The organism is Myxococcus xanthus, assembly GCF_013116825.1.
In the GTDB taxonomy this organism is placed as follows: Bacteria; Myxococcota; Myxococcia; order Myxococcales; family Myxococcaceae; genus Myxococcus; species Myxococcus xanthus_B.
In genome coordinates, this window is record NZ_JABFNS010000018.1 from 23975 (window position 1) to 45910 (window position 21936).

At 67.8% G+C, this 21936-nt stretch carries 19 protein-coding genes; 12 read left to right on the plus strand and 7 right to left on the minus strand.

Annotated elements, in window-relative coordinates; translation table 11 throughout:
* Window positions 1-141: 141 nt before the first annotated feature.
* From HNV26_RS07435 to HNV26_RS07465, 7 genes are all read left to right on the plus strand, one after another.
* Window positions 142-1272 (plus strand): alpha/beta fold hydrolase, encoded by a 1131-nt coding sequence (locus HNV26_RS07435; RefSeq protein ID WP_171439765.1) that lies wholly within the window; start codon window positions 142-144, stop codon window positions 1270-1272.
* 142 nt (window positions 1273-1414) lie between these two features.
* Entirely contained in the window at window positions 1415-2233 is an 819-nt protein-coding gene (locus HNV26_RS07440) for an AadA family aminoglycoside 3''-O-nucleotidyltransferase (RefSeq protein ID WP_171439766.1), read from the plus strand.
* Window positions 2234-2514: 281 nt separating this feature from the next.
* Complete coding sequence (locus HNV26_RS07445) at window positions 2515-3522, plus strand: ferritin-like domain-containing protein (RefSeq protein ID WP_171439767.1); 1008 nt, start codon at window positions 2515-2517, stop codon at window positions 3520-3522.
* Between the two features lie 185 nt (window positions 3523-3707).
* A complete protein-coding gene (locus HNV26_RS07450) occupies window positions 3708-6155 on the plus strand; it encodes an Ig-like domain-containing protein (protein ID WP_253816322.1) in 2448 nt (815 codons plus the stop codon).
* 293 nt (window positions 6156-6448) lie between these two features.
* Window positions 6449-8908 carry an ABC transporter permease gene (locus HNV26_RS07455; protein WP_171439768.1) on the plus strand — a complete coding sequence of 820 codons (2460 nt, stop codon included), beginning with the start codon at window positions 6449-6451 and terminating at the stop codon, window positions 8906-8908.
* Between the two features lie 438 nt (window positions 8909-9346).
* Window positions 9347-10381, plus strand: a complete 1035-nt coding sequence (locus HNV26_RS07460) for a hypothetical protein (RefSeq protein ID WP_253816323.1) — start codon at window positions 9347-9349, stop codon at window positions 10379-10381.
* A 100-nt stretch (window positions 10382-10481) separates the two neighbouring features.
* Complete coding sequence (locus tag HNV26_RS07465) at window positions 10482-10916, plus strand: RidA family protein (RefSeq protein WP_171439770.1); 435 nt, start codon at window positions 10482-10484, stop codon at window positions 10914-10916.
* A gap of 322 nt (window positions 10917-11238) precedes the next feature.
* Here the strand turns inward: HNV26_RS07465 and HNV26_RS38225 are convergent, their stop codons facing one another.
* The 4 genes from HNV26_RS38225 to mxcH form a co-directional block, all read right to left on the minus strand.
* A complete protein-coding gene (locus tag HNV26_RS38225; protein WP_253816324.1) occupies window positions 11239-11397 on the minus strand; it encodes a hypothetical protein in 159 nt (52 codons plus the stop codon).
* Between the two features lie 89 nt (window positions 11398-11486).
* Window positions 11487-11711 carry a hypothetical protein gene (locus HNV26_RS38230; protein WP_253816325.1) on the minus strand — a complete coding sequence of 75 codons (225 nt, stop codon included), beginning with the start codon at window positions 11709-11711 and terminating at the stop codon, window positions 11487-11489.
* Window positions 11712-11789: 78 nt separating this feature from the next.
* Window positions 11790-13058: a hypothetical protein gene (locus tag HNV26_RS07475; RefSeq protein ID WP_171439771.1), complete on the minus strand. Its 1269-nt coding sequence runs from the start codon at window positions 13056-13058 to the stop codon at window positions 11790-11792.
* Between the two features lie 58 nt (window positions 13059-13116).
* On the minus strand, window positions 13117-15726 hold the full coding sequence (mxcH, locus tag HNV26_RS07480; protein WP_171439772.1) for a TonB-dependent siderophore myxochelin receptor MxcH: 2610 nt from the start codon (window positions 15724-15726) through the stop codon (window positions 13117-13119).
* 319 nt (window positions 15727-16045) lie between these two features.
* On the opposite strand from mxcH, the gene HNV26_RS07485 reads away from it, so the two are divergent.
* The 3 genes from HNV26_RS07485 to HNV26_RS07495 all read left to right on the plus strand — a co-directional run bounded on the left by HNV26_RS07485 (window position 16046) and on the right by HNV26_RS07495 (window position 17631).
* Window positions 16046-16528, plus strand: coding sequence for a hypothetical protein (locus HNV26_RS07485; protein WP_253816326.1), 483 nt, complete (start codon window positions 16046-16048; stop codon window positions 16526-16528).
* Window positions 16525-16941: a DUF1801 domain-containing protein gene (locus tag HNV26_RS07490; protein ID WP_171439773.1), complete on the plus strand. Its 417-nt coding sequence runs from the start codon at window positions 16525-16527 to the stop codon at window positions 16939-16941. Before HNV26_RS07485 ends, HNV26_RS07490 begins: the two co-directional genes overlap by 4 nt.
* Before the next feature lie 102 nt (window positions 16942-17043).
* Entirely contained in the window at window positions 17044-17631 is a 588-nt protein-coding gene (locus HNV26_RS07495) for a DUF1801 domain-containing protein (RefSeq protein ID WP_171439774.1), read from the plus strand.
* Window positions 17632-17690: 59 nt separating this feature from the next.
* Here HNV26_RS07495 and HNV26_RS07500 read toward each other — a convergent pair whose 3' ends face one another.
* Complete coding sequence (locus tag HNV26_RS07500; RefSeq protein WP_253816327.1) at window positions 17691-17960, minus strand: type 2 periplasmic-binding domain-containing protein; 270 nt, start codon at window positions 17958-17960, stop codon at window positions 17691-17693.
* Between the two features lie 103 nt (window positions 17961-18063).
* Window positions 18064-18861 (minus strand): alpha/beta hydrolase, encoded by a 798-nt coding sequence (locus HNV26_RS07505; RefSeq protein ID WP_171439775.1) that lies wholly within the window; start codon window positions 18859-18861, stop codon window positions 18064-18066.
* 112 nt (window positions 18862-18973) lie between these two features.
* On the opposite strand from HNV26_RS07505, the gene HNV26_RS07510 reads away from it, so the two are divergent.
* Window positions 18974-19648 carry a response regulator transcription factor gene (locus tag HNV26_RS07510; protein ID WP_171439776.1) on the plus strand — a complete coding sequence of 225 codons (675 nt, stop codon included), beginning with the start codon at window positions 18974-18976 and terminating at the stop codon, window positions 19646-19648.
* A gap of 28 nt (window positions 19649-19676) precedes the next feature.
* Window positions 19677-20843: a sensor histidine kinase gene (locus HNV26_RS07515; RefSeq protein WP_171439777.1), complete on the plus strand. Its 1167-nt coding sequence runs from the start codon at window positions 19677-19679 to the stop codon at window positions 20841-20843.
* A 54-nt stretch (window positions 20844-20897) separates the two neighbouring features.
* Here the strand turns inward: HNV26_RS07515 and HNV26_RS07520 are convergent, their stop codons facing one another.
* On the minus strand, window positions 20898-21920 hold the full coding sequence (locus tag HNV26_RS07520; protein WP_171439778.1) for a deoxyhypusine synthase family protein: 1023 nt from the start codon (window positions 21918-21920) through the stop codon (window positions 20898-20900).
* Window positions 21921-21936 lie beyond the last annotated feature (16 nt).

Genomic DNA, 21936 nt, shown 5'->3' on the forward strand with positions numbered 1-21936 from the left:
ATGCAGGTGCAAGAACTTTCGCCAACTTTGCATTGGTGCTCACCGGTGGCGGAGCCAGAGCATCCATGAGCGGCCGGGCAGTGGCTCGGTGATCGGGCTTGTGATATCGACGGAAATCCCGATCAGAATCGAGGGGGAGCGATGCGCAGAGAATGGTGGCTACCGCTGGCGGCGCTGCTTCTGGGGAGTATTCAGGCACAGGCGGAGGAGGCGCCGGGCCCACGCAACCGGGCCGAGGCTGTCGAGATCATCGCGGAGCTCCGCAAGATCGTAGCGCCCGAGGGGATGGAGCGCACCGAGAAGCTCCGCATCGGGGGCATCGACCAATGGGTCTCGATCCGCAGCCGCGACCTGCGCAATCCGGTGCTGCTCGTGCTCCACGGCGGCCCTGGCTGGGTGACGATGCCGACGAGCTGGTATGTCTCGCACGGCTGGGACGAGTTCTTCACCGTCATCCAGTGGGACCAGCGCGGCTCGGGCAAGACGTATGTCGCGAACGATCCGGCCATGGTCGCCCCGACGCTCACGGTCGACCAGGTGCACGCCGATGCCGAGGAGCTCGTCAAATGGGTGCGCAAGACCTTCGGCAAGGAGAAGATCTTCGTCCTCGGCCATAGCTGGGGGAGCCTCCTCGGGCTCACCCTCGCGGAGAGGCACCCCGAATGGCTCCACGCCTATATCGGCGCGGCCCAGGGCATCGATGCGCGGGAGAGCGAGCGGCGCGGCTGGGCCTGGGCGATGGAACAGGCGCGCGCGGCGAAGAACGCAGAGGCGATCCGCGACCTCGAATCGATCGCGCCCTACGCCGTTGGCAAGAAGCCGGTGGCGTTGAAGGACATCCTGCTCCAGCGCCGCTGGCTCAATTTCTTCGGAGGTGCCGCCTATCGGCGTCCCGATGCGAGCTTCGAGGGCGCAGCCGTGAATCTGTCGCCCGAATACACCGACGAGGAGGTACGCCAGGTCTGGAAGGCGCAGGATTTCTCGGTCGAGAGGCTCCTTGCCGCGGTACTGACGGCGGACCTGTCGCATGTGAAGCGGCTGAAGACGCCGCTGATCCTGTTCCTCGGACGCCACGACCGCAATGTCTCCGCGACGGTTGCCGCCGAATGGTTCGCGGGCGTCAAGGCGCCGTCGAAGCGGCTCGTCTGGTTCGAGCAGTCTGCGCACGAAATGATGGCCGAGGAGCCGGGCAAGGTGCTGCTCTCACTCGTCCGCTATGCCCGTCCGATCGCCGAGCGCGCCGGCGATGTCGCGCCCGCCAGCCCCCCATAGAGCAGGCCGCAGCGAGGAAGTGACGCTGCATTGAGTGTTGACGACAGGGGAGCATCGTCTCCTGCTCTTTCAACCAGGGAGAGCATGGGGCATCTTCCGAACGACGACTGTCGAGCCAAGGGCCCGACCGATGGTGGCCAACATGAACGCATCCGTACCGACTGAAATCACGCACCAGGTTTCAAGCGCCTGCTCAGTGATTGGCCGTCACCTCGCCAGTTCGCTGCAGGCCATCCACCTCTTCGGCTCGGCGGTTGATGGAGGGCTGAAACCACACAGCGACATCGATTTGCTGGTCACCGTCAGCGCCCCACTGACCGAAGCCGTTCGACACGCGCTGAGCAAGGAGTTGTTGTCGGTCTCGGCATGGCCGATGACGCATGAATCGCTCCGCCCGCTCGAAGTGACCGTTGTCGTCCGGGATGCGGTCGTCCCTTGGCGCTACCCGCCGTCGCGCGAACTTCAATTCGGGGAATGGTTGCGCGGAGAACTGGAAGCAGGCCGCGTCCAGCCCGCCATCGTGGACCCCGACCTGGCAATCTTGCTGGCGAAGGCAAGGAGGCACAGCATCTGCCTGTTGGGCGCGCCAGCAACCGACGTCTTCGACCCCGTGCCCCGAACCGATCTGGCGAGAGCGTTCTACGACACCGTTCTCCAATGGAACGAACCTGCGGACTGGCGAGGGGACGAAAGGACCGTGGTGCTTGCGCTGGCTCGCATCTGGTTCAGCCTGTCGACGGGGGGAATCGCCCCCAAGGACGTTGCGGCCCAGTGGGTCATTGAACGCCTGCCGGATGAACATCAAGGTGTCGCGCGCAGTGCGCGGGCGTCTTACCTTGGAGAGACGCAGGACGACTTGTCCAGGAGAGGCCCGGAAGTCGACGCGTTCGTACACTGTGCCAAGACGGCCATCGAACGAATGTATTTGGAATTGCAGCTCGACAATCCGGCAGCTCGCTGAACCTGTGCCTACCCCAAATTCGGTCATTGCGTCCTGAGCGCGTCAAGGCGAGTGAGCTCGGCGGGCGAGTACGAGCTCCACGCCCAGCGCAAAGCTGGCGGACACGTCAGCCTCCATCACTGACGTGTCAGTGACATGGGACTCCCCTGGCACTCGGAGACTGGCTTCACCGCAAAGAGTTGAAATGACTGGAGCCGTTCCTCCGCGGCCCCTGGCGCGAACATTGCTCTCGTCGCCGGCGCATCCATCCACGGCACCTCGTATCAACCTCAGAGCGCCCTGTGCAAAACAAGACCTGGACCGACGCAGCCCTCTTCGATCATCTCCAGAAAGCCGTCTACCTGGAGCTGTGGACCATCCCCCTCTATCTGACGGCCGCCTATTCCTTGCAGGTTCCCGGCACGAACGCTGACCACCCGCCCAAGCCGGTGACCGTTCGCGGAAAGAAGAACCCCAATCGAAGCCGTGAGCAGCTCGCCTTCAACAACATCTACTCGGTCGTCGTGCAGGAGATGCTGCACCTCGAGCTGGCCAGCAACCTCTTCAATGCGCTGTTCGCCCCCAAGGGATACTCGCCGAAGTTCACGGGCGAATGGGCGCCGCGGTACGACCGGTTCCCGTCCTGGATCGCGGTCAACAAGCCCGTGAAGCTCGGGCCGGTGAACCCTGAGCAAATGTCCCTCCTGGCTGCCATCGAGACTCCCGAGCCAAAGTCCGATGGCGCGCCGAACGGGCCGCAAGATGTCTACGATTCCATCGGTCAGTTCTACAAGGCCATCGAGCAGGGCATCCATCAGCGCTGGAACGACCTCTACCAACCCGACGCGGACCACCGGCAGAAGAGCGAATTCGCCAATCCGCAATATATAAGAGACGACTACACCAGGTTCAGCAGCACCATCGGCGGTGACAGCCGCACCGCGCTGAAACAGGCGAATGAGGTGCTCCAGGCCATCGTCGGGCAGGGCGAGGGCAACGTGGGACCCATCATCGACGCAGAGCTCCGCCCCGAGGATGCCAACGACCTGGAGGATCAGTTCAGCCATTTCGCGCGATTCCGGATGGTGCAGGCAATGCTGAAATTCGGCGGCCCGCTGGAGACCTATCCCGCCACAGGGGGCAGTGGGCTCGCGGCCGCGCAGCAGCAGCTCACCGCCGGATTCACGAGCCTCTTGACCGCCTTGGAGAAGGGCTATGCCGGGGACGACGAACTCGACCTCGGTAGCATGTGGGCTCTTCCCAATCAGATCGTGTCCGTGTGGTCCGCGGGCGGAGTGCCACAGTTCTAATCATCCCTGACAAAGTCAGGGATGAGCTGCACGTTGGAAAGGGCCAGCTCCCTGTTTCGCCGCGTCGCGTGTCTTGACGCGGCAGGAATAGGCTCGCTGTGCCTGGCCCAGGTTTTGTCTTTCGACACACCTGGATAGAAATGAGCAGTCGTTTCATCAAGAAAAACAGAGGGGGTTGCGTGTTCATGCGGATGAAGGCCGGTCTGGCCCTGGCGGCTGCGGTCAGCAGTTTGATGACGGGGTGTGTGGAGGAGTCCTCTCGGGACCAGGCTCTAGAAGGGCTCGCGAGCAAGGACGATGCCCGCGCGCACGGACTGAGCAAGGCGACCAGTCGGGGCCGCGAGTTCTGGCTGGCCTTCCCGGGGAACTACCAGCCCACTGCGGTGCTCACGTTGTTCATCGCCAGTGACACGGCGACGACGGGGCAGGTTCGCGTTCCGGGGCAGGGGCTGTCCTTCGACTTCTCGGTGACGCCGGGGCAGGTGACGGCGGTGGCGCTGCCCTCCTCGGTGGCACAGGTGGCCGTGGATGGCGTGGAGCCCAAGGGCATCCATGTCACCGCGGGCGCGGACATCTCCGTGTATGGGCTCAACCGGCTCGTGCAAACGACGGATGCGTTCCTGGGCCTGCCCACCGAGAGCCTGGGCACGGACTACGTGGTGCAGGCCTATCCGAACGTCAACGTCCTCAACGGCTCGCAGTTCTCCGTCGTGGCCACAGAGGACGCGACAGAGGTGACCATCACCCCCTCGAGTGTGGTGGGCAACCACGCAGCGGGAGTGCCCTTCCAGGTGGCGCTGAACAAGGGGCAGACGTACCAGCTTCGCAGCACGGGGGCCGCGCCCTCGGACGTCTCCGGGACGCTCGTTCACGCCACGCGCCCGGTGGCGGTCTTCGGCGGGCATCAGTGCGCCAACATCCCGGATGGCACCACGATCGCCTGTGACTACCTGGTGGAGCAGCTCCCCCCGACCTCGACGTGGGGGCGGCGCTTCGTGACCGTGCCGCTGGCCACACGCCTCGGCGGGGACACCTTCCGCTTCGCGGCCGCCAGGGACGGCACGCAGGTGAGCCTCAACGGCGCGGTGGTGGCGCAGCTCCAGCGCGGCCAGGTGTTCCAGACGAACATCCAGGGCTCGGCGAGCATCACCGCCAACGAGCCCATCCTCGTGACGCAGTACTCCAATGGCTCGAGCTTCGATGGCATCCCGTCCGACCCGTTCATGATGTTGGTGCCGCCCTTCGAGCAGTTCGCCGCCCAGTACACCGTCACCACGCCGAGCTCGGGGTTCCGCAGCAACTTCGCCAACATCGTGGTCCCCAACGACGTCGTGGCCGAGGTGAGGCTGGACGGGGCGCTCATCCCGGCGAGCCAGTTCCAGGCCATCGGGGCCAGCGGCTTCTCGGGGGCCCAGCTCCCCGTCGCGCTGGGGGCGCACCGCCTGTCCGCGCCGCAGCCCTTCGGCGTCATGCTCTATGGGTTCGATGCCTACGACTCCTATGGCTACCCAGGAGGAATGGCCCTGGCGCCCGTGGCGGAGGTGAGCAAGCTCACGCTGTCGCCCAGAGAGGGTGTCGCCGTCGTCGGGGACCTCCACTGCGTGACGGCCACGGTTCGGGACGCCGCGGACCGGCCGCTCGCGGGCGTGCGAGTGGACTTCGCTGCGTCCGGAGTGAACTCCGCCTTGGCCTCCGTGAACACCACCGCCGACGGGCAGGCCGAGTTCTGCTTCGAGGGCACCGCCCCCGGCGAGGATGTGGTGACCGCGAGCATCGGCTCGGTGACCGACCAGGTGCAGGTGACCTGGACGAAGCCCAACGCCCCGCCCATCGTGGACGCCGGGCCCGACCTGGAGGGCATGGCCTCCCAGCAGTTGACGCTGCGGGGCTCGGCCTCGGACCCGGATGGTGACCCGCTCACCTATGCCTGGAGCCATGTGGCGCCCCCGGGCGTGCACTGCACCTTCGGGTCACCTTCAGCCCCGGTCTCGAGCATCGAGTGTGACGGGGCCGGCACCGTCACCGTGTCACTGACCGTCAATGACGGCACCGCGACCGCCACCGACAGCGCCCAGGTGGTGCTCGGCTGGGCGTCGGAGCTCACGATGTGCGGCCTGCCCCGCTACACGAACTGGACCGCCATCAAGGCGTGCGGCTGGGCCACCGCGGGCGGCAGCAGCACGGGCATCGCCTCCGCGTACTTCACCGTGGATGGCGGCGCGCCCATCCCCGTCATGCCCGACGCGGGCGGCGGCTACGTCTCCACCCAGCTTCACCTCACGGAGGGGACGCACGTGGTCCGACTGACCGTCGTGGACGCGCTGGGGCACGTGACGTGGCGTGAGCAGACGGTGTCCGCGGACTTCACGCCGCCGGTGCTCGTCATCCTGTCGCCTACCGAGCAGGAGACCAACCCCGACCCGGTCGTCACGATGGTCATCCAGCAGCAGGACGCCAGCCCCGCCACGGTGGTGACCCAGGGGATCGTGATGGAGGACGTTCCCGCGGGCAGCAACGTGCTGCGGCACACGGTGAACCTGGTGCACCGCGACTGGTCGCTCGTCCACGTCCGGGCAACGGACGCCGCGGGCAACACGACCGAGGTGATGGCGCGCGTATACGTGGCGCCCTGAGCGCGGCGTGGCCCTGGGCGGGAGAATGACGCTCGCCCGGGCCGGAACGTCCACCCGTACGGCGCGCCGCGCGTCCCGTGCTCGACGGGCGCGCGGCGTTCGCCTGGGCGATGGGGCAGAGCTCGCCCGCGCTCGCCTTCACAGGCCCGTTCAGGCCAGAGACGCCGACCCGAGCTGCACGCCCCTGTTCGTCACACGCAGGGGCCTGGTGGCTGAGCAGGGGACACGCAATCGTCCGCCGGCCCGAACGTAGCCGCTCCGGAAGCCGCCGACCGGCTCCAGGAGACGTCGCGATGGATTCCGTTCTGGGTGGACTGCGTCAAAGCCTGCGCTCGCTGGGCCGCAGCCCCGGCTTCACGCTGGGGTGTGTCCTGATGCTGGCGGTGGGCATCGGAGCGAGCACCGCGCTCTTCAGCGTGGTGGAAGGCGTTCTGCTGCGTCCCCTGCCCTATCCGCGCCCCGAGCGCCTCGTGGAGCTCTCCCAGCGCGCGGCGGACGGCCATCCGATGCGGTTCTCGGACCCCAACTTCGAGGATGTGCGGACGCGCGCTCGCACCGTCTCGGCGCTGGCCCAGGTGTCGGGAGCGGCGAGCGTCGCCGTGACGGGCGCCGACGAGCCGGCCTTCGCCACGCTGGCGCTCGCCTCACGCGACTTCTTCCCCGCCTTCGCGGTGCGGCCAGTCCAGGGGCGCCTCTTCGCGGAGGAGGAGCAGCAGGCGGGAGGTGCTCCCGTGGTGATGGTGAGCCACGCCTTCTGGAAGCGCTACCTGGGCGCACGGCCACTGCCCCTGCCGGACACCCTCACCTTCGAGGGGCGCGCCTACTCCGTGGTGGGCGTGATGCCCGAGTCCTTCGACTACCCGGTGGGCACGCAGCTGTGGATTCCGCGAGAGCTGATGCCCCCCCTGCCCAGCCGCACCGCACACAACTGGCGGGTGGTGGGAAGGCTGGCGGACGGCGTCGACCTCCAGGCCGCGCGAATGGAGCTCACACACATCGCCCGCGAGCTCGAAGCCCAGTACGGCCAGGACACGCGGATGCATGACATCGCCGTGGAGCCCTTGCAAGAGAGCCTGGTGGGCCGCGTGCGGTCCACGCTCTACCTGCTTGCGGGCGCCGCGGCCTTCCTGCTGCTGGTGGCGGGCGCCAACGTCACGAACCTGCTGCTCGCCCGCGCGGCCACCCGCGCCCGGGAGCTCGCCATTCACGTGGCCCTGGGCGCGGGGCCCGGAGCGTTGACACGGCGGTTCCTCATGGAGTCGCTCCTGCTGTCACTGGCGGGAGGCGCACTGGGGGCCGTGCTTGCCGCCTGGGGCGTGCGCGCGCTGCTCGCGGCCGAGCCGGGCCACCTGCCACGAGTCGACGAGGTGGGGGTGAACGCCACGGTGCTCCTCTTCTCCCTCGGGCTCTCGCTGCTGCTCGCACTGGGGCTGGGGCTGCTGACGGCGCTGCGCGCGGCGCGGCAGCCTCCGGGGGCCGCGCTGGCGGGCGCCGGTCGCACGCACAGCGGAGGCGGGAGCGCCGAGCGCACGCGTCGAGCCCTCGTCGTGGGGCAGCTCGCGCTCGCGTTGGTCCTCCTGGTGGGCGCGGCGCTGCTCGGGCGGAGCCTGATGGGGCTGCTCTCGCTGGACCCGGGGTATCGCACCCAGGATGTCGCGGTGCTCAGCCTCGTGCTCCCTCCGGCCAAGGACGAGGCGCAGGGGCGGCACAACGTGCAGTTGCAGGAGCACCTCCTCTCGCGACTGGCGGCGCTGCCCGGCGTGCGCGCGGTGGGCGCCGTGAGCAACTTCCCGCTCGAGGGAAGCCCGGCGGGGGATGGCACCTTCATCGTGCTCAACCGCCCCGACGAGGTGGGGGACTTCGAGGACTTCGGGCGGCTGGCGCGCGAGCCCGAACGCACCGGTAGCGCCGAGTTCCGCGTGGCGAGCGAGGGCTACTTCGCCGCGCTCGGCATCCCGCTCGTGCGTGGGCGTCTGTTCGATGCGCGCGACACCTTCGACGCGCCGCACGTGGCCGTCATCAGCGAGTCGCTCGCGAAGGCCCGCTGGCCCCATGAGGACCCGCTGGGCAAGCTCATTCAGTTCGGCAACATGGACGGAAACCTGCGTCCCTTCACCATTGTCGGCGTGGTGGGGGACGTGCGGGAGCAAGGGCTGGATGACGCGCCCAGGCCCATGTTCTATGGCGGCTCCCGGCAACGTCTGCGGGCCTCCTCCCGCTTCCACCTCGCCGTGCACGGGCCAATGGGCTCCGCGGCCCTGGTCGCCGCGGCGCTGCCGGTGCTGCGAGAGCTTGCCCCCGAGCTGCCCTCGCGCCTGTCCACGGTGGAGGGATTGCTCGCGGGCTCACTCGCCCCCAGACGCTTCAGCCTCCTGCTGCTGGGCGCCTTCGGTGCGATGGCGCTGCTGCTCTCGGTGGCGGGCCTCGCGGCCGTCGTGTCCTACGCGGTGGCGCAGCGCACGCGGGAATTCGGTATCCGCTTCGCGCTGGGCGCGACGGCGGAAGACGTGCTGGGGCTGGTGCTCCGGCAGGCGGCGCGGCTCGCGGGGCTGGGAATCGTGCTCGGCGTGCTGGGGGCCCTGGGGCTCAGCCAGGTGCTCGCGGGGCTCGTGTACGGAGTGAGCACCACGGACCCGCTCGTCTTCCTCGTGGTGGCGCTCCTCCTGCTCGGCGTGGCGCTGCTCGCGAGCTGGTTGCCAGCCCGTCGTGCTTCGCGCGTGGACCCGATGACCGTGCTTCGCTCGGGGGCCTGAAGCGCCTGTGCTTGTTCCACGCGAACAGGAACCGCGTCATGGCGGCCAGTGAGTGCGGTGGCAGCGGAGGCTGACCCAAGCCCCACTCCATGAGGGAGACAGGGTGCCGCCTCCCACCACCCCTCCCTGCCTGGGGTGTCCTCCACGGCCCGGACCTCGGGGGCGGACAGCGGCGGCAGGGCTTGGGGAAATCGATGCGGGGCCATAGCAGCGTCTGGCCCCCGCCGCGCAACCGGGTCCGGTAGTCCGGAGCGGCTTCCAGATACTCCCTATCGCGCGCATGTTCGACATTGAGGCCCCACCATTCCTCGGGCCCCATCTGCAAGACGATGCATGGAATGACGCGTTTGCTAACGCATCTGGGTGATATCCCAATCCCCAGGTTCCGGTGTCTAATGAGGCATGCGCGAACACACGTGGAATTGGAGTGCGGTAGGGATGTTCCTCATGGGAATGGGAGCGCTCATTCCCACGCCGGCGCACGCCTGTGCCGCGCCCAACTGCATGGTGGGGGTGCGCTTTCCCCTCCCCGAGGACGGCGGTGTGGTGCCCGCGAACGTCCCCGGACTGGTGACAGTGCCGCCGCTGCTGGAGAGCGTGGATTCCTCCACCGTCCGGCTGCTGTTGCCGGATGGAACGCCGGTGCCCGCGACCGTCACGCCGGGCGCGCATCAGACGCAGGTCCTGGTCCCGGACGCACCACTGGTGCCAGGCACCACGTACCGCATCGAGGCAAAGGGTGTCTGTCAGTTCCAGCCCACCCAGACCGAGTCCGTGACCTTCACCGCCGGCCCCGCCCTCGCTCTACCCACGACCATCGGCTCCCTGACGGCCGATGCGCCGAGCCAGGGTATCTACAACGTGTACGGAGATTCGAGCTGCGGCGACAGGCAGGTGGAAGGGAACTTCACCACACTGCGCTTTACGCCGTCACCGGAGCTGGTGCCGTTCCTTCCGTGGGTGCATTGGACGGTGGAGGTGGACGGAGAGCCCTGGTCGTATGCGAAGCACAGCGGGCTGACCTCCACTGGTGAGGAGAACCTCGAGACGCGCCGCTACGAGTACAACCGGCAGCTGCTCTTCCTCCATACATTCTGCGACTACGTGAGCTGCGCTGATTCCTACCACCGGCCGCCCATCAACAGCCTCCCGCCCGGACAACACCGGGCCACGCTCAAGGCGACGCTGGAGCACGCGAACATCACGCTTCCCCCCGTGAGCGTGGACTTCGAGTTGAGCTGCCCGGCACGGGCCGCGAACGTGGGAATGAGCCAGATGCGCGGATGCTCGGATGGGGGGACCGAGATGGACGGGGGGACCGAGATAGACGGAGGTATCGTGAACGAGGATCCGCTCCCCGAATCGGTCGACACCAAGAAGGGCTGCACCCAGGCCGGGGGCGGACTGACGGTGCTGGGCCTTCTCTCGACGCTCTCGCTCTTGAGCGGCCGGAACTCGCGCCGCGCGAAGTAGCTGGCCACACATGCGCCAGGCGCCAAGAACGGCGGTTGCTCGCTCGCATATTCGGGGCCGAACCTGGATACGTAGCCTCCAGAATCCATACAGGTGAATCATGGGACAGACCGCAGACCCCTCGAAGACGTCGCCGCTGGTCCTGACGAATCCCAAGGGACTGTTCGACCCGGCGCCCTACGGCTTCTCGCACGTGGCGCAGGTGGCGCCGGGCACCCGGCTCATCTACCTGGCGGGGCAAGGTGGGGAGAATGAGAGCGGGGCCCTCCAGCCCGACTTCCGTCTCCAGGTGCGACAGGCGTTCCAGAACATCCGCACAGCCCTGGAGTCCGTGGGAGCCGGCGTCGGCGATGTCGCCAAGCTCACGATGCTCGTGGTGGACCACACGGAGGAGAAGCTCCGGATCATCGGCCCCGAGTTGGACGCGGCCTGGAACGGCGGCATGAAGCCGACCTGTACGCTGATTCCCGTCCCTCGGCTGGCGCTGGACGGGATGCTCTTCGAAGTCGAAGCGGTCGCTGTCCTACGTGCCTGACAGCGCGTAGCCGCATGGGATGAACCCGCCCTCCGCATCGCGTTGAGTGAGGGCTTCTGCAGCCGGTCATGCGGCGAGGCGCACCTGCGAGTGGGCACGGCGAAGGGTGCCCCCGCGCGGGCTCAGTCGGCGTCCGGGAGCAGCGAGGGGGCGGAGAAGAAGAGCAGCCCACGGCTCAGCATGGGGAGCCATGCGCTGTAGTGGTCATCGCCGGGAAACTCCAGGTATTAGACCGCGACGTCGCCGCCGCCCATCGCCTCGAGCTCCACGGCGAACCTGCCCCGCGTCCCCTCACTCTTGCGCGGCTTCTGCTCCAGCCCTCCTACCGTGAGCAGCACCGCGCCTTCACCGGGGTCCGCGCGAACCGCTCCAGGAAGGCGGTCTTCTCGGTGAGCACGTAGCGGTCGTTCCACCAGATGGACGGGCTCCCCGCGATGAAGGTGTCGAAGGACGTGGGCCTCGTGAAGAACGCATGCAGCACCAGGAGGCCGCCCTAGGAGTGGCCCATCAGCGCGGTGCGCGAGCTGTCAATCGGCAATCTCGAAGCAAGCGCGGGCTCAAGCTCATTCTTCATCCGGTGTGGGTCGAGTCGAGGTCGAACTGGAAGGTGTCCTGGAGCGTCACCGGAGCCCCGTCCACCCGAGCCACCGGCCCTGCGCGGGACACCGACCCCGAGGCGCAACTGGCGGTCAACAGCCCCGCCGCGAGGAGCCCGTGGAAGCGTGCGGCGAGCAGCGGGTTCAGCAAGCGCAGCCCAAGGGAGCGCGCCAGCGCGAGGAGGATGAAGAGACTCATGGTGGGAGACCCGGTGATGACGGATGAATTGGAGCCCCCGCCCATGCACGGCGGGGGCTCCGAACAGCAGGCGGGTGGCTAGCGAATCCGGAGGAGGCCGCGCACCTGGCCCTCGACGACCGTCTTCGCGTCCCCGAGGCCCGTCTCGGGGCTCATGAGGCGGAAGCGCGTCTGTGCATTGTCATTGATGAACTCCGGCAGCACCAGGAGCTCACCCGGATTCTGCGGGATGGTGCGACCGTTGGTGGGCACGAGGTCGTCCCGGACGACGGGCGTCGCGGTCGGCGCATCGCCGAGGGTGACCTCCCACAGGCTCCACCAGGCGCCCACGGCGGCGCTCTGCCCGTTGAACGTCCGCTCGGCGGCCACCGCGGCGTCCCAGGCGGACTGCGCGGCGGCCTTGTTCATCACCCGCAGGTAGCCCTTGCCGGGAGCTCCAGGCAGGAGCATGGCGGCGATGTCACCCTCCGTCCCCGGGTTGATGAAGGAATCAAGCGTGGTGGACCACGCATCGAACTCGCCAGTCGCGGGATCGAAGCGGACCATGCAGGGCGCGCCGGTGGTCCCGGGAGACACGAAGTGCGCTCCGCTGCCCAGCGACTCGGTGGCGTAATAAATCTTCCCATCCGTGTGCTTGACGCCGTCGCGCGCCCAGCCGCAGCGATTGTCGACCTTAACGGTCACCTCGTCGGTCTTCGTGTCCACGATGACCAGCGCCGTCTTCGCCGGAACCGTCTTCACGTCCGCGGCGTGCCAGCCACCGGCGATGATGACGTCGTCGCCAACGGTGATGGCCAGGCTCTGCGAATAGCGGAACGTGAAGTCGCCGTCCTTGAGCTGGGACGTCAGGTCCTTCGACGTGATGATGGCGAGGTCCTGGGGATTCCAGATGACCAGCTTGTAGTTCACGTGGTCGAAGTAATAGGCCTTGGTCTCGCTGACAAAGTAGTGCTGGGACTGATAGCCACCGGTCGCGGCGACCCCCTGGCTCGTGAACGAAAGCGGATCTCCAGCCTTGAGCGAGCCATCCGCGTTGAGGGTGTAGGGGGTCACCGTCGGCAGCCTCGAACTGCTGACGATGAACTTGCCGGTGCCCGGAAGGCCGGCGGCGATGTACGCGTCCGCGGGAAGCTCGATTGCGTCGCCAATCCCGACAGTCTGCGCTTTCTCGATGTCGTCCAACGTCACCAGGTAGCTCTGGGTGTTTCCACCAGCGATGGCGACCTGGGTGATGGCGGCGTAGAGGGGCTCGTCGGTTCCAGCGTCAGGGCCCCCGTGGGGGCCGTCCGAATCCGAGCAGGCGGTGGCGGACACGGCGAGGGCGAGGAGTGAGGCTTTCAGCTTCATCGGGCTTCCTTTTGGCCAAGGGTTCCTGCGAGGAGACTCGAAGCGCCTCATGGGGCACTCAGAGCTCAACCGTGGCGCGCGCGGAGAACGCGCGGCCCGGCTTCTGGACACCGACGATGTCGAAGGCGGGAGCGTCGGTGAGATTCTGGAGGTTGAAGGAGAAGGAGAACGCGCGCCCCTCGAACCGGGAGCGGTAGGTGAGCGCGGCGAAGTGCAGCACCTGGGTGGGCACCCGCGCCTTGTCGCCGCCCCGCCCGGCGCTCTCCCAGGAGCGATAGAACGACTCGACGAAACGGGTCGTCCACTCCAGGCCAAGAGCGTCCTCGGCGCTCAAGAGCTGACGCTTCTGGAACCGCGCGGTCGCCGTGGCCTGGAACCAGGGAATGTTGGGCATGCGGTCCCCGTGAAAGCGGGCGAACTGGCCTTCCCGCGCGAGGTTGCGGACGTCGAGCCAGGTGACGGTGCCGGTGAGCCCCACCCAGTCGCCGGGTGAGTCCCAGTCCACGCCCGCGTGCGCCGAGAAGGAGCGAGCGTGGTCCACGTTCTCGTAGGCCTGCGTGGCGTCACCGGGGAAGAGCTGGATGAGGTTCTCGACGTCTCGGACGCCCGCGACCGCGTTGGCACCGAAGCGGCCAACGGGCGTGACGATGGGGAGGAGCTCCACGCCCAGGTTGGCGTTGTGACTCGACTCGGGGACGAGCGCCGAGTTCTCCACGAGCAGTCCCCCATCACCGAAGAGCTCGTCCACCCGCGGCATCCGCGTGGTCCGCTCGTAGGACGCCTTGAGGAGCAGCCCCCGCGTCAGACTGAAGCGCAAGGTGTCACCGAAACCTCCGGCCCACCGGCGCTCCGCGGCCTCCTGCCTCAAGCCCGAGGCGAAGCGCTGCAGATAGCCCTTCACGAACACGGTGTTCTCCAACCTGCCGCCCCAGAGAAGCTGACGATGGGAGAGACCGCCGAAGGCGGACGTGAGCGCGAGCGGCACCCGGAGGGGGTCCTCCTGCTGCAGACGGGTGAGGTAGGCGTTCTCGCCGCTTCGGTCGCTGTCGTCGACGCCGAGCGAGACCTCGAGGTCCTCCGGGTCGAGCAGCGTCCCGAGGAGCCGCACGCGCCCGAACAGCGTCTGGCGTGTCTGGGTGTTCTCCAGTGGCGTCGAGCCAGTCTCCCCGGCCCTCGCCCGCGTCGCACGGCAGGCGCCGTACCAGTCGTAAAGACAGTCGGAGGCGTCGCGTAGCTCGCCCACACGCTGGTTGTACCCGGCGATGGCGAGCACCTTCAGCCGCTCATGGGGCGACACCTCGTAGCGAAGCCCGAGGCCCCAACTCTCCTGCGCGGAGGTGACCGCGCCATAGGGCTGGATCATGAACTGGTCGTGCGGGACCTCCTTGTCGTAGCGGCCGAGGTAGCCCTTGAGCACGAGCCGGTCGATGCCCGGCAGTGACTCGAACCCCAGCTCGATATCGCCTCCCGTGCCCCGATAGGCGTCATGGTTGCGGCGGAGTGCGCGCGGCGAGACGCGCCCCGTCGCCGGGTCATCCACGGGGACGGTGATGACGTAGTCGTTCTGCGCGCGGTCGTGGAATCCCGCGGCCCGCACGAAGACGTGCTCGTGGGCGCTCCACGTCAGCCTGCCAGTCCCCCGGTAGCTGCCGAAGGACCCGCCCTGGAGCGACAGGGACGCGCCGGTTTCGGGCTTCGCGAGGTCGGAGCGCAGGTGGATGGCACCGCCCAGCGCGTCCGTCGCGAGGCGCACCGGGACGACGCCGTTGAAGACCTCGAGTTGCCGGATGAGCGACACCGGAACACTTCCCAGTCCGTAGACATAGGGCGAGTACTCGATGGGGACGCCGTCGAGGAGGACTCGCACCTGGTCGCCGGAGAGGCCCCCGAGCGAGAGCTGGGTCCGGCTCCCCATTCCGCCCGTCCGCTGGACCTGCACGGCAGAGGCACGCGTCAGCACCTCCGCGAGGTCCTCGGCGCGCTCATGGGCCTTCTCCAATTCGACGACGTCCACCGCCTCCGAGCCGCGCACCAGGGCGCGGGCTTCGGTCGACCTGGCGCGGACGACCGAGGTGAAGCCAGGGGGAGCGGGAGGCTCGGGCTCCTCGGAAGGCTTCGCGGTCGCCTCTTCCGCGGGCGTGTCAGACGCGACTTGGGCGACCGCCTCGGCGCCTGGCGGCGCGGCCTCGGGAGGACGGGCGAGGACGAAGTGGTGGATGAACTCGAACTGACAGGGGACGGGGCTGCCGCCCTGCATCGCCGGGGAGAAGCGCGCGTTTTCGAGCGCGCTCACGGCCGCCTCATCGAGTCCGTGCCCAAGTCCCTCGACCACCTCCGCGCGCGTGACCCGGCCCTCCGCATCAAGCGTCAGGAGGAGCTTCACCGCGCCTTCAAGCCCCGCGGCGAGCGCCTCGGGCGGATAGACAGCCTCTGGCTGGGCCAGCAGCACCGGAGGGACGACCCCACCGGATGGCGCAGGCCCGCCCTCCCCCTCCGGCGCCTGCGTGTGCGGCGTCTCACTAGAGGGGGAAGCGGATGTGGCCGGCGCCGGGGACTCGCTCGCATCCTGGGCTCGCGCGACGCCCGTCGACAGCACGGAGAGGAGTGCGAGCGTGGGGACCAGAGAGGATGGCGCGGGGGCACCCCGCCAGCGACGAAGTGTGGGCATGTTCACGGTGTACAGGCAGGGCTCGAAGGCGCGAGGACGATGTCGATATTGATACGCATTATCAACATCGGGACGTCCTATCAGTGGCGGCGGTGGGGGTCAATTGGTTGGCGATGCTCTTCACCGGCTGCGGAGCGGCCTCGGTACGGCCCAGCGCGTCCATGCCCCCTCCGCAGATGAGGGAGGCCGGGTTGGTCCGGCCCGTCGTGAGGGACCCGATGAATCAACCCATCCCCGAGTGCGCATCACGCCCTGCCAGGGTTATTGAGCAGAGATGTTCTGCCTCCGCCCCTATCGCGATGTGGCCGACCTCAATGCCATGGCTCGCCTCGTGGCGCAGGCCTGGGCGGAGCGCGGTCCCCACGTGGAGTGCACGGTGGGAGACCTGACCTGGCGCCTGCTGCGCAATACGCAGGTACGACCGCGGGAGGACATCACCCCATGGGAACGCACACCCGGGCAGCCCGCTGGCTTTGCGTGGGCCTACGGCAACGGCGATGTGGACCTGCTCGTCCACCCGCTCGTGCACGCTGACGCCTTCGCGGAGGCTGTGCTTCCCTGGGTTCGCGCACGCTACGAGCGCCCCCCGCAGCCGGCCACCATGTGGGAGTTGGAGAGCAACGGCCCGCTGCTCGCGGCGCTGCAACGGCGGGGCAGGCGGCGCACCACGGGCGGGTGCTACCTGCACCTCGCACTGGAGGCTGACACCGGATGCCCCCTTGTTTCCTACACCCCACCAGGGTGCTATCGGACGCAGGAAACGTGGGCAACCCGGCCTCTCCACGGGAAGGCAACTAGATGAAGAGTCAAACCAAGACAGATGGCGAGTCGGCATCGAAACTCATCAACGAGAGAATTGCCGAGCTGGGTGACTGGCGAGGCGATACGCTCGCGCGGGTGCGTGCCCTCATCAAGGAGGCCGTCCCGGAGGTCGTGGAGGAGTGGAAGTGGCGGGGAACGCCGGTCTGGTCTCACGACGGGGGCATCTGCACGGGTGAGGCGTACAAGAAGGCCGTGAAGCTGACCTTCTTCAAGGGAGCTTCGTTGGAAGACCCCTCCGGCCTCTTCAACTCGAGCCTCGACGGGAACGTCAGGCGCGCCATCGACATTCACGAAGGTGAGGCGCTGGACGCGAAGGCCTTCAAGGCGCTCATCCGCGCGGCCGCCGCGCTCAATACGTCGAGTGGAAAGAAGCCCACGAAGCGCTCGCAGTGAAGGTTGACCTCCGCGGCGCGGGTCGCTCAACTCGTCCTTGAGAAGACGTTGAGACGCCCCGCCCCCGGCGGTCCCAATCACCGCCCATCTGGAGTGAACACCATGGCCGTCAAATCGCCCAAGGTCGCGAAGAAGACCACCGCCAAGCCGAGCACGACGAAGGCGGCCACACCGAGCAAGGCAGCCGCCAAGTCAGCAGCCCCCAAGCCCAAGAAGGCCACGGCGAAGAAAGCGGCGGCAGCGCCCAAGGCCACCGCGGCCAGACGCAAAAGCCCCGCTGCGGCCGCCACGCCGGTCCTCCTCTCTGGCGGCAATCCGCAGATTACAAAGGGCTACGGCGACGCCCCCATCCGGGCCTACATCCAGGCCATGCCGGGCTGGAAACGCGACGTCGGGCACCGCCTCGACGCGCTCATCGAGCGCACCATCCCGGGTGTGAGCAAGGCGGTCAAATGGAACTCGCCGATGTACGGCGTCGAGGGCCAGGGATGGTTCCTCGGCATCCACTGCTTCACGAAGTACATCAAGGTAGCCTTCTTCCGCGGCACCTCGCTGCGCCCCATCCCACCCGGTGCGTCCAAGAGCCAGGACACGCGCTACCTCGATATCCGCGAGGACGAGCCGCTCGACGAGGCCCAGTTCGCCTCCTGGGTGAAGCAGGCCAGCCAATTGCCTGGCGAACGCATGTGAGGCGTGCCCTCCGCGCATGACGTGCGCCTCGTGCGGCGCCCTCCATGCGCGAGTGCCGCTCAGTCAGAAGCACTCCTGCCAGAGCGAGAGACGGCCTCATGCGCGAGGACGCGGAAGTGCTGCGCCGCGGGCGCGGGCCGCGTGCCAGGAAAGGCCACCACCAGTTCCGCGTGTCCGGCGGCGCCGCTCAGGGGGCGGCCCCCCCCTTTGGGACACAGCGCCTGGGAGGACGCGGGAGCGAGGGTCAGCCCCAGGCCCGCTTCCACCACGCCAACGCGGATGGCGGACGCGCTCATCCGCGCGGGCAAGCGCTTCGAATTGCGCATCATGCCCGGCCAGCCGCACTCGCCTCGGGGTGCCGCCAGTCGCTGCTACCGGGATGATGTGGGCCTGTTCTTCCTCCGCCCCCGGGCGGTCCACGGTAAGGGCGCCTCATGGGCCCTTGCGGCCAGGCGCCCGGCGGTCCGCGTGGAGCCAGCGGCGCACCTCCTCCAGGTACTCCCGTGGGAGGACATGTCCGCTGTCAAAGGTCTTGTGCGTCTTGCGACGCAACGGAGCGGCATCGAACAGGGCGCGGCTGTCCGCGACAGGCGCGAAGTCATCCTTGTTCGCCGTCAGCAGCAGCCAGTCCTGGTGGACGCTCGCCATGTGGCGCGAGGGGGCAACCTCCTCCATCGACGGGTCGATGTGAGGTGGAACCATCGTGACCAGGTGGGTGATGCGGGGCTCACGCGCCGCCAGCAGGATTCCCACCTGGGCGCCCATGCTGTACCCGGCGACGAGCACCCGAGGCGGCTGGCCTTTCGCCAGCACGGTGGTCAGCAGCGCGTGGGCATCACGGACGGTGTCGGCAATCATCGCCACGTACCCTGAAGGGTCCCCTTGATGGGCCCGCTTTGCGAGCGCTCCCGGCCTGGCCTCGGGCGTCGCCCGCGCTCCGTGCCGGCGTGCATCGAGGAGATAGACGCGGTAGCCGGACCGCAGCAGTTCGTCCTTCAACACACCGCCGTGGGTTGGCCCCTCGTTCGACAGCCAGTCCTCCTTGCGGCGTGTCAGGCCGTGCAGAAGGACGGCGATGGGTGGATTCGCGGCAGCGCCCTCCGGCTCCAGCACCCGCGTGGGGATGCGTTCTCCATCCGCGCCGCGAACGTCCAACGACGTTTCCGGAGCGGCGGCACGGGCCACGGAAGCGGAGAGAAGCAACAGGCACAGCGATAGCAAGCGGGTCATCGAGGTTCTCCCAGAGGTCAGAAGCCCGCTCACCCTGCCCCCCTCCGCGTCAGCCACGCGTCAACACCCGGTTGACCTCCGGTTGACGTGGCGGCTGATAACCTGCCCACCCATGCGAGTGCTCGTCGTCGAAGACAACCTGGACCTCCAGGCCAACATCGAGAGGTTTCTGGGAAAGGACTTCCAGCTCGACTTCGCCGCCACCGGGCCCCAGGGGCTCACGCTCTCGCTGGGCCAGGAATACGACGTCATCGTCCTGGACCTGATGCTGCCGGGAATGAGTGGCATCGAGCTGTGTCGACGCTACCGGCAGCTCGCGCCCCGGCTGGTGCCCATCCTCATGTTGACCGCTCGGGACACACTCGATGACAAGGAAAAAGGCTTCCGCGCGGGCGCGGATGACTACCTCGTCAAGCCGTTCTCCTTGAGGGAGCTGCGGCTGCGGCTCGAAGCCCTCGCGCGGCGCCCCGTGCCTCCGAGCGGACGACGGCTGACGGTGGGGCCACTGACGCTGGAGCCAGACACGGGCCAGGCCCGGCGAGGCGTGCGCGCCGTCCACCTCAACAAGACGGAGACACTCCTCCTGAGGCTGCTGATGGAGGCCGCGCCCGAGCCTGTCTCGACGGCCACGCTGGCCCACCACCTCTGGGGAGACGATGCGCCGGAATCCAGTGCTTTGCGCACCCACGTCTATGCCCTGCGCGGAGCACTCGCAGAGCTGGGGATGAGCGACTGCATCACCACCCTCCGCAACAAGGGATACCGCCTGGATGCGCGCGAGGACTAGGTCGGTCCGAGGTCTCCTCCTGGGCGCCATGGGCATGTCCGCGGCGCTCGCGCTCGTCCTGATGGGGACGTTCTTCACGCTCTTCAGCTACGACCTCGAAGACGCCATCTTCGCTCGGTTCGTCGCCACTGCGGCGGACGGACGCAGGGATGACACGGGGGCCATCCCACTGGGAATGACGGCCTATGTCGGCCACGAGCGCCTTCCGTCCTGGCTCGGAGACACGCTCCCCCTGGACACACCTCGCGGCGAATATGAGGTCTTTGCCCAGGACCGTGGGCACTTCCATGTCGCGGTGCGACCGAACACGTCGGCTGGTACGACGCGCTACGTGGTCTTGGACACGACGGCGCTGACGAGCACCACCCGCCACCTGCGCCAGACCTCCGGACTGCTGCTGGCAAGCGCCCTGCTGGCCCTCCTGGGCGCCGCCGGGCTCTCCCTTGTCGTCGCGAGGAGGCTCAGCCGCCCGCTGGAACAGCTCGTCGCACGCGTCCAGTCGGACACTCCGGCGAAGGAAGAGGACGCCGGGGTCACCGAGGTGCGGGCCCTGGCCGAAGCCCTGCGTGTCCGGGATGCCCGAATCCAGGAACTGCTGGAGCGGGAGCGCGCCTTCAACCGGGACGCGAGCCATGAACTTCGTACCCCCCTCGCCGTGGCGCAGGGCGCGGTGGAGATACTGGAGTTGGATCCACCCGCCGACACGGAGACCTTCGGCCGTCTGCGGCAGGCCATTCACCACATGGGCCTTCTGACGGAGGGCATCCTCTGGCTGGCCCGGTCAGGCCGCTCCGACGAATCGTGCGGACTGGTGAGCATCTCCCGCGAAATGGTCGCGCTGTACGGCAAACACCGCCCTCACGGCGACGTGGCGCTCGTCATCGAGGCGAAAGAGGAGGTCCTCGCGCCACTTCCGGGGTCCGTGGCGCGAGTGATGTTGGGCAACCTCATCAAGAACGCGCTCGCCTATACGCCCCAGGGGCGCATCGGCATCCACATCGCGCCAGAGGGCTGGAGCATCTCCGACACAGGCGTGGGCTTCGGCCGGGTCGAGCCAGGGCACACGGGCTTCGGTATCGGCCTGTCGCTCGTGGAGCGGCTGGCGCGCCGGTTCCACTGCGACGTGGCCATCAGCGCCGTGGAGCCACACGGGACGAGGGTGCGGCTCACCTGGCCCTCCGAGGAGCCCGGCTGACCATCCTCGCGGGGGACCGGTGACTCTTGCCACCGATCCCGCCTACCGCGACCGCTACTTCTGATGCTTGGCGATGAGCGCGTTCGCGGCTTCCGGATTGCTCTTGCACTCGAGCAGGGCGCTGAGAATCAGCGGCGCGACAATGGTGGCGTCCGACTCGATGACGAACATCGGCGTCGTCTCGGTCAGCTTGTCCCAGGTGATCTTCTCGTTGGGCGTCGCGCCCGAGTACGAACCGTAGGACGTCGTCGAGTCGCTGATCTGGCAGAAGTAGGCCCAGGGCTTCACCGGCTTCTGCAGGTCGTACTTGATTGAAGGAACGACGCAGATGGGGAAGTCACCGGCGATGCCGCCGCCAATCTGGAAGAAGCCGACACCCCGGCCCTCGGACATCTCCTCGTAGCGGTCGTAGAAGTCGGCCATGTACTCAATGCCAGACTTGACGATGCTCGCGTTGCACTCGCCCGCCTTCACGTAGGACGCGAAGATGTTGCCGAACGTCGAGTCCTCATAGCCAGGGACGACGATGGGCAGACGGTGCCGCGCCGCCTCGAGCAGCCAGCAGGCCTCCGGGTCACCCTCATATGCGGAGGGGTCGAGCGCCTGGATGAACGCGTAGAAGTACTCGTGCCAGAAGCGACGCTCGCCCTTCTCGGTCGCGCCCTTCCACATCGGGACGGCAATCTTCTCCACCGCGCGGAACGCCTCGTCCTCGGGGATGCTCGTATCGGTGACCCGACGCATCCGCTGCTCGAGGATTCGCGTATCGTCCTGCTTGGTGAAGTAGCGGTACTCGGGAAAGTCCTTGTACCCCGAATGCGCGACGAGCCGGAAGAGCGACTCCTCGATGTTGGCGCCCGTCACCGACAGACCGTGAATCAGCCCCGCCCGGATGGCCGGCGCGAGCGTGATTCCGAGCTGCGCCGACGACATCGCGCCCGCGACGCTCCAGAACATCCGGCCACCGTTCGACACATGCTCCCAGTAGGACAGGAGCGCATCACGCGTCGCGCGCGCGTTGAAATTCTTGTAGTTCGTGAGGACGAACTTGAGAACGGGAAGTTCGGACGAGGACATGTGAGCCTCCAGCAAC

Bases quoted from the DNA above. Each gene is read 5' to 3' on its own strand.
- HNV26_RS38230 (WP_253816325.1), bottom strand. From the start codon at position 11,711: ATGAGTCTCTTCATCCTCCTCGCGCTGGCGCGCTCCCTTGGGCTGCGC.
- HNV26_RS07500 (WP_253816327.1), bottom strand. From the start codon at position 17,960: ATGATGCGCAATTCGAAGCGCTTGCCCGCGCGGATGAGCGCGTCCGCC.
- HNV26_RS07435 (WP_171439765.1), top strand. From the start codon at position 142: ATGCGCAGAGAATGGTGGCTACCGCTGGCGGCGCTGCTTCTGGGGAGT.
- HNV26_RS07490 (WP_171439773.1), top strand. From the start codon at position 16,525: ATGAAGAGTCAAACCAAGACAGATGGCGAGTCGGCATCGAAACTCATC.
- HNV26_RS07440 (WP_171439766.1), top strand. From the start codon at position 1,415: ATGAACGCATCCGTACCGACTGAAATCACGCACCAGGTTTCAAGCGCC.
- HNV26_RS07495 (WP_171439774.1), top strand. From the start codon at position 17,044: ATGGCCGTCAAATCGCCCAAGGTCGCGAAGAAGACCACCGCCAAGCCG.
- HNV26_RS07475 (WP_171439771.1), bottom strand. From the start codon at position 13,058: ATGAAGCTGAAAGCCTCACTCCTCGCCCTCGCCGTGTCCGCCACCGCC.
- HNV26_RS07515 (WP_171439777.1), top strand. From the start codon at position 19,677: ATGGGCATGTCCGCGGCGCTCGCGCTCGTCCTGATGGGGACGTTCTTC.
- HNV26_RS07460 (WP_253816323.1), top strand. From the start codon at position 9,347: ATGTTCCTCATGGGAATGGGAGCGCTCATTCCCACGCCGGCGCACGCC.
- mxcH (WP_171439772.1), bottom strand. From the start codon at position 15,726: ATGCCCACACTTCGTCGCTGGCGGGGTGCCCCCGCGCCATCCTCTCTG.
- HNV26_RS07455 (WP_171439768.1), top strand. From the start codon at position 6,449: ATGGATTCCGTTCTGGGTGGACTGCGTCAAAGCCTGCGCTCGCTGGGC.
- HNV26_RS07510 (WP_171439776.1), top strand. From the start codon at position 18,974: ATGCGAGTGCTCGTCGTCGAAGACAACCTGGACCTCCAGGCCAACATC.
- HNV26_RS07450 (WP_253816322.1), top strand. From the start codon at position 3,708: ATGCGGATGAAGGCCGGTCTGGCCCTGGCGGCTGCGGTCAGCAGTTTG.
- HNV26_RS07485 (WP_253816326.1), top strand. From the start codon at position 16,046: ATGGCTCGCCTCGTGGCGCAGGCCTGGGCGGAGCGCGGTCCCCACGTG.
- HNV26_RS07465 (WP_171439770.1), top strand. From the start codon at position 10,482: ATGGGACAGACCGCAGACCCCTCGAAGACGTCGCCGCTGGTCCTGACG.
- HNV26_RS07505 (WP_171439775.1), bottom strand. From the start codon at position 18,861: ATGACCCGCTTGCTATCGCTGTGCCTGTTGCTTCTCTCCGCTTCCGTG.
- HNV26_RS07520 (WP_171439778.1), bottom strand. From the start codon at position 21,920: ATGTCCTCGTCCGAACTTCCCGTTCTCAAGTTCGTCCTCACGAACTAC.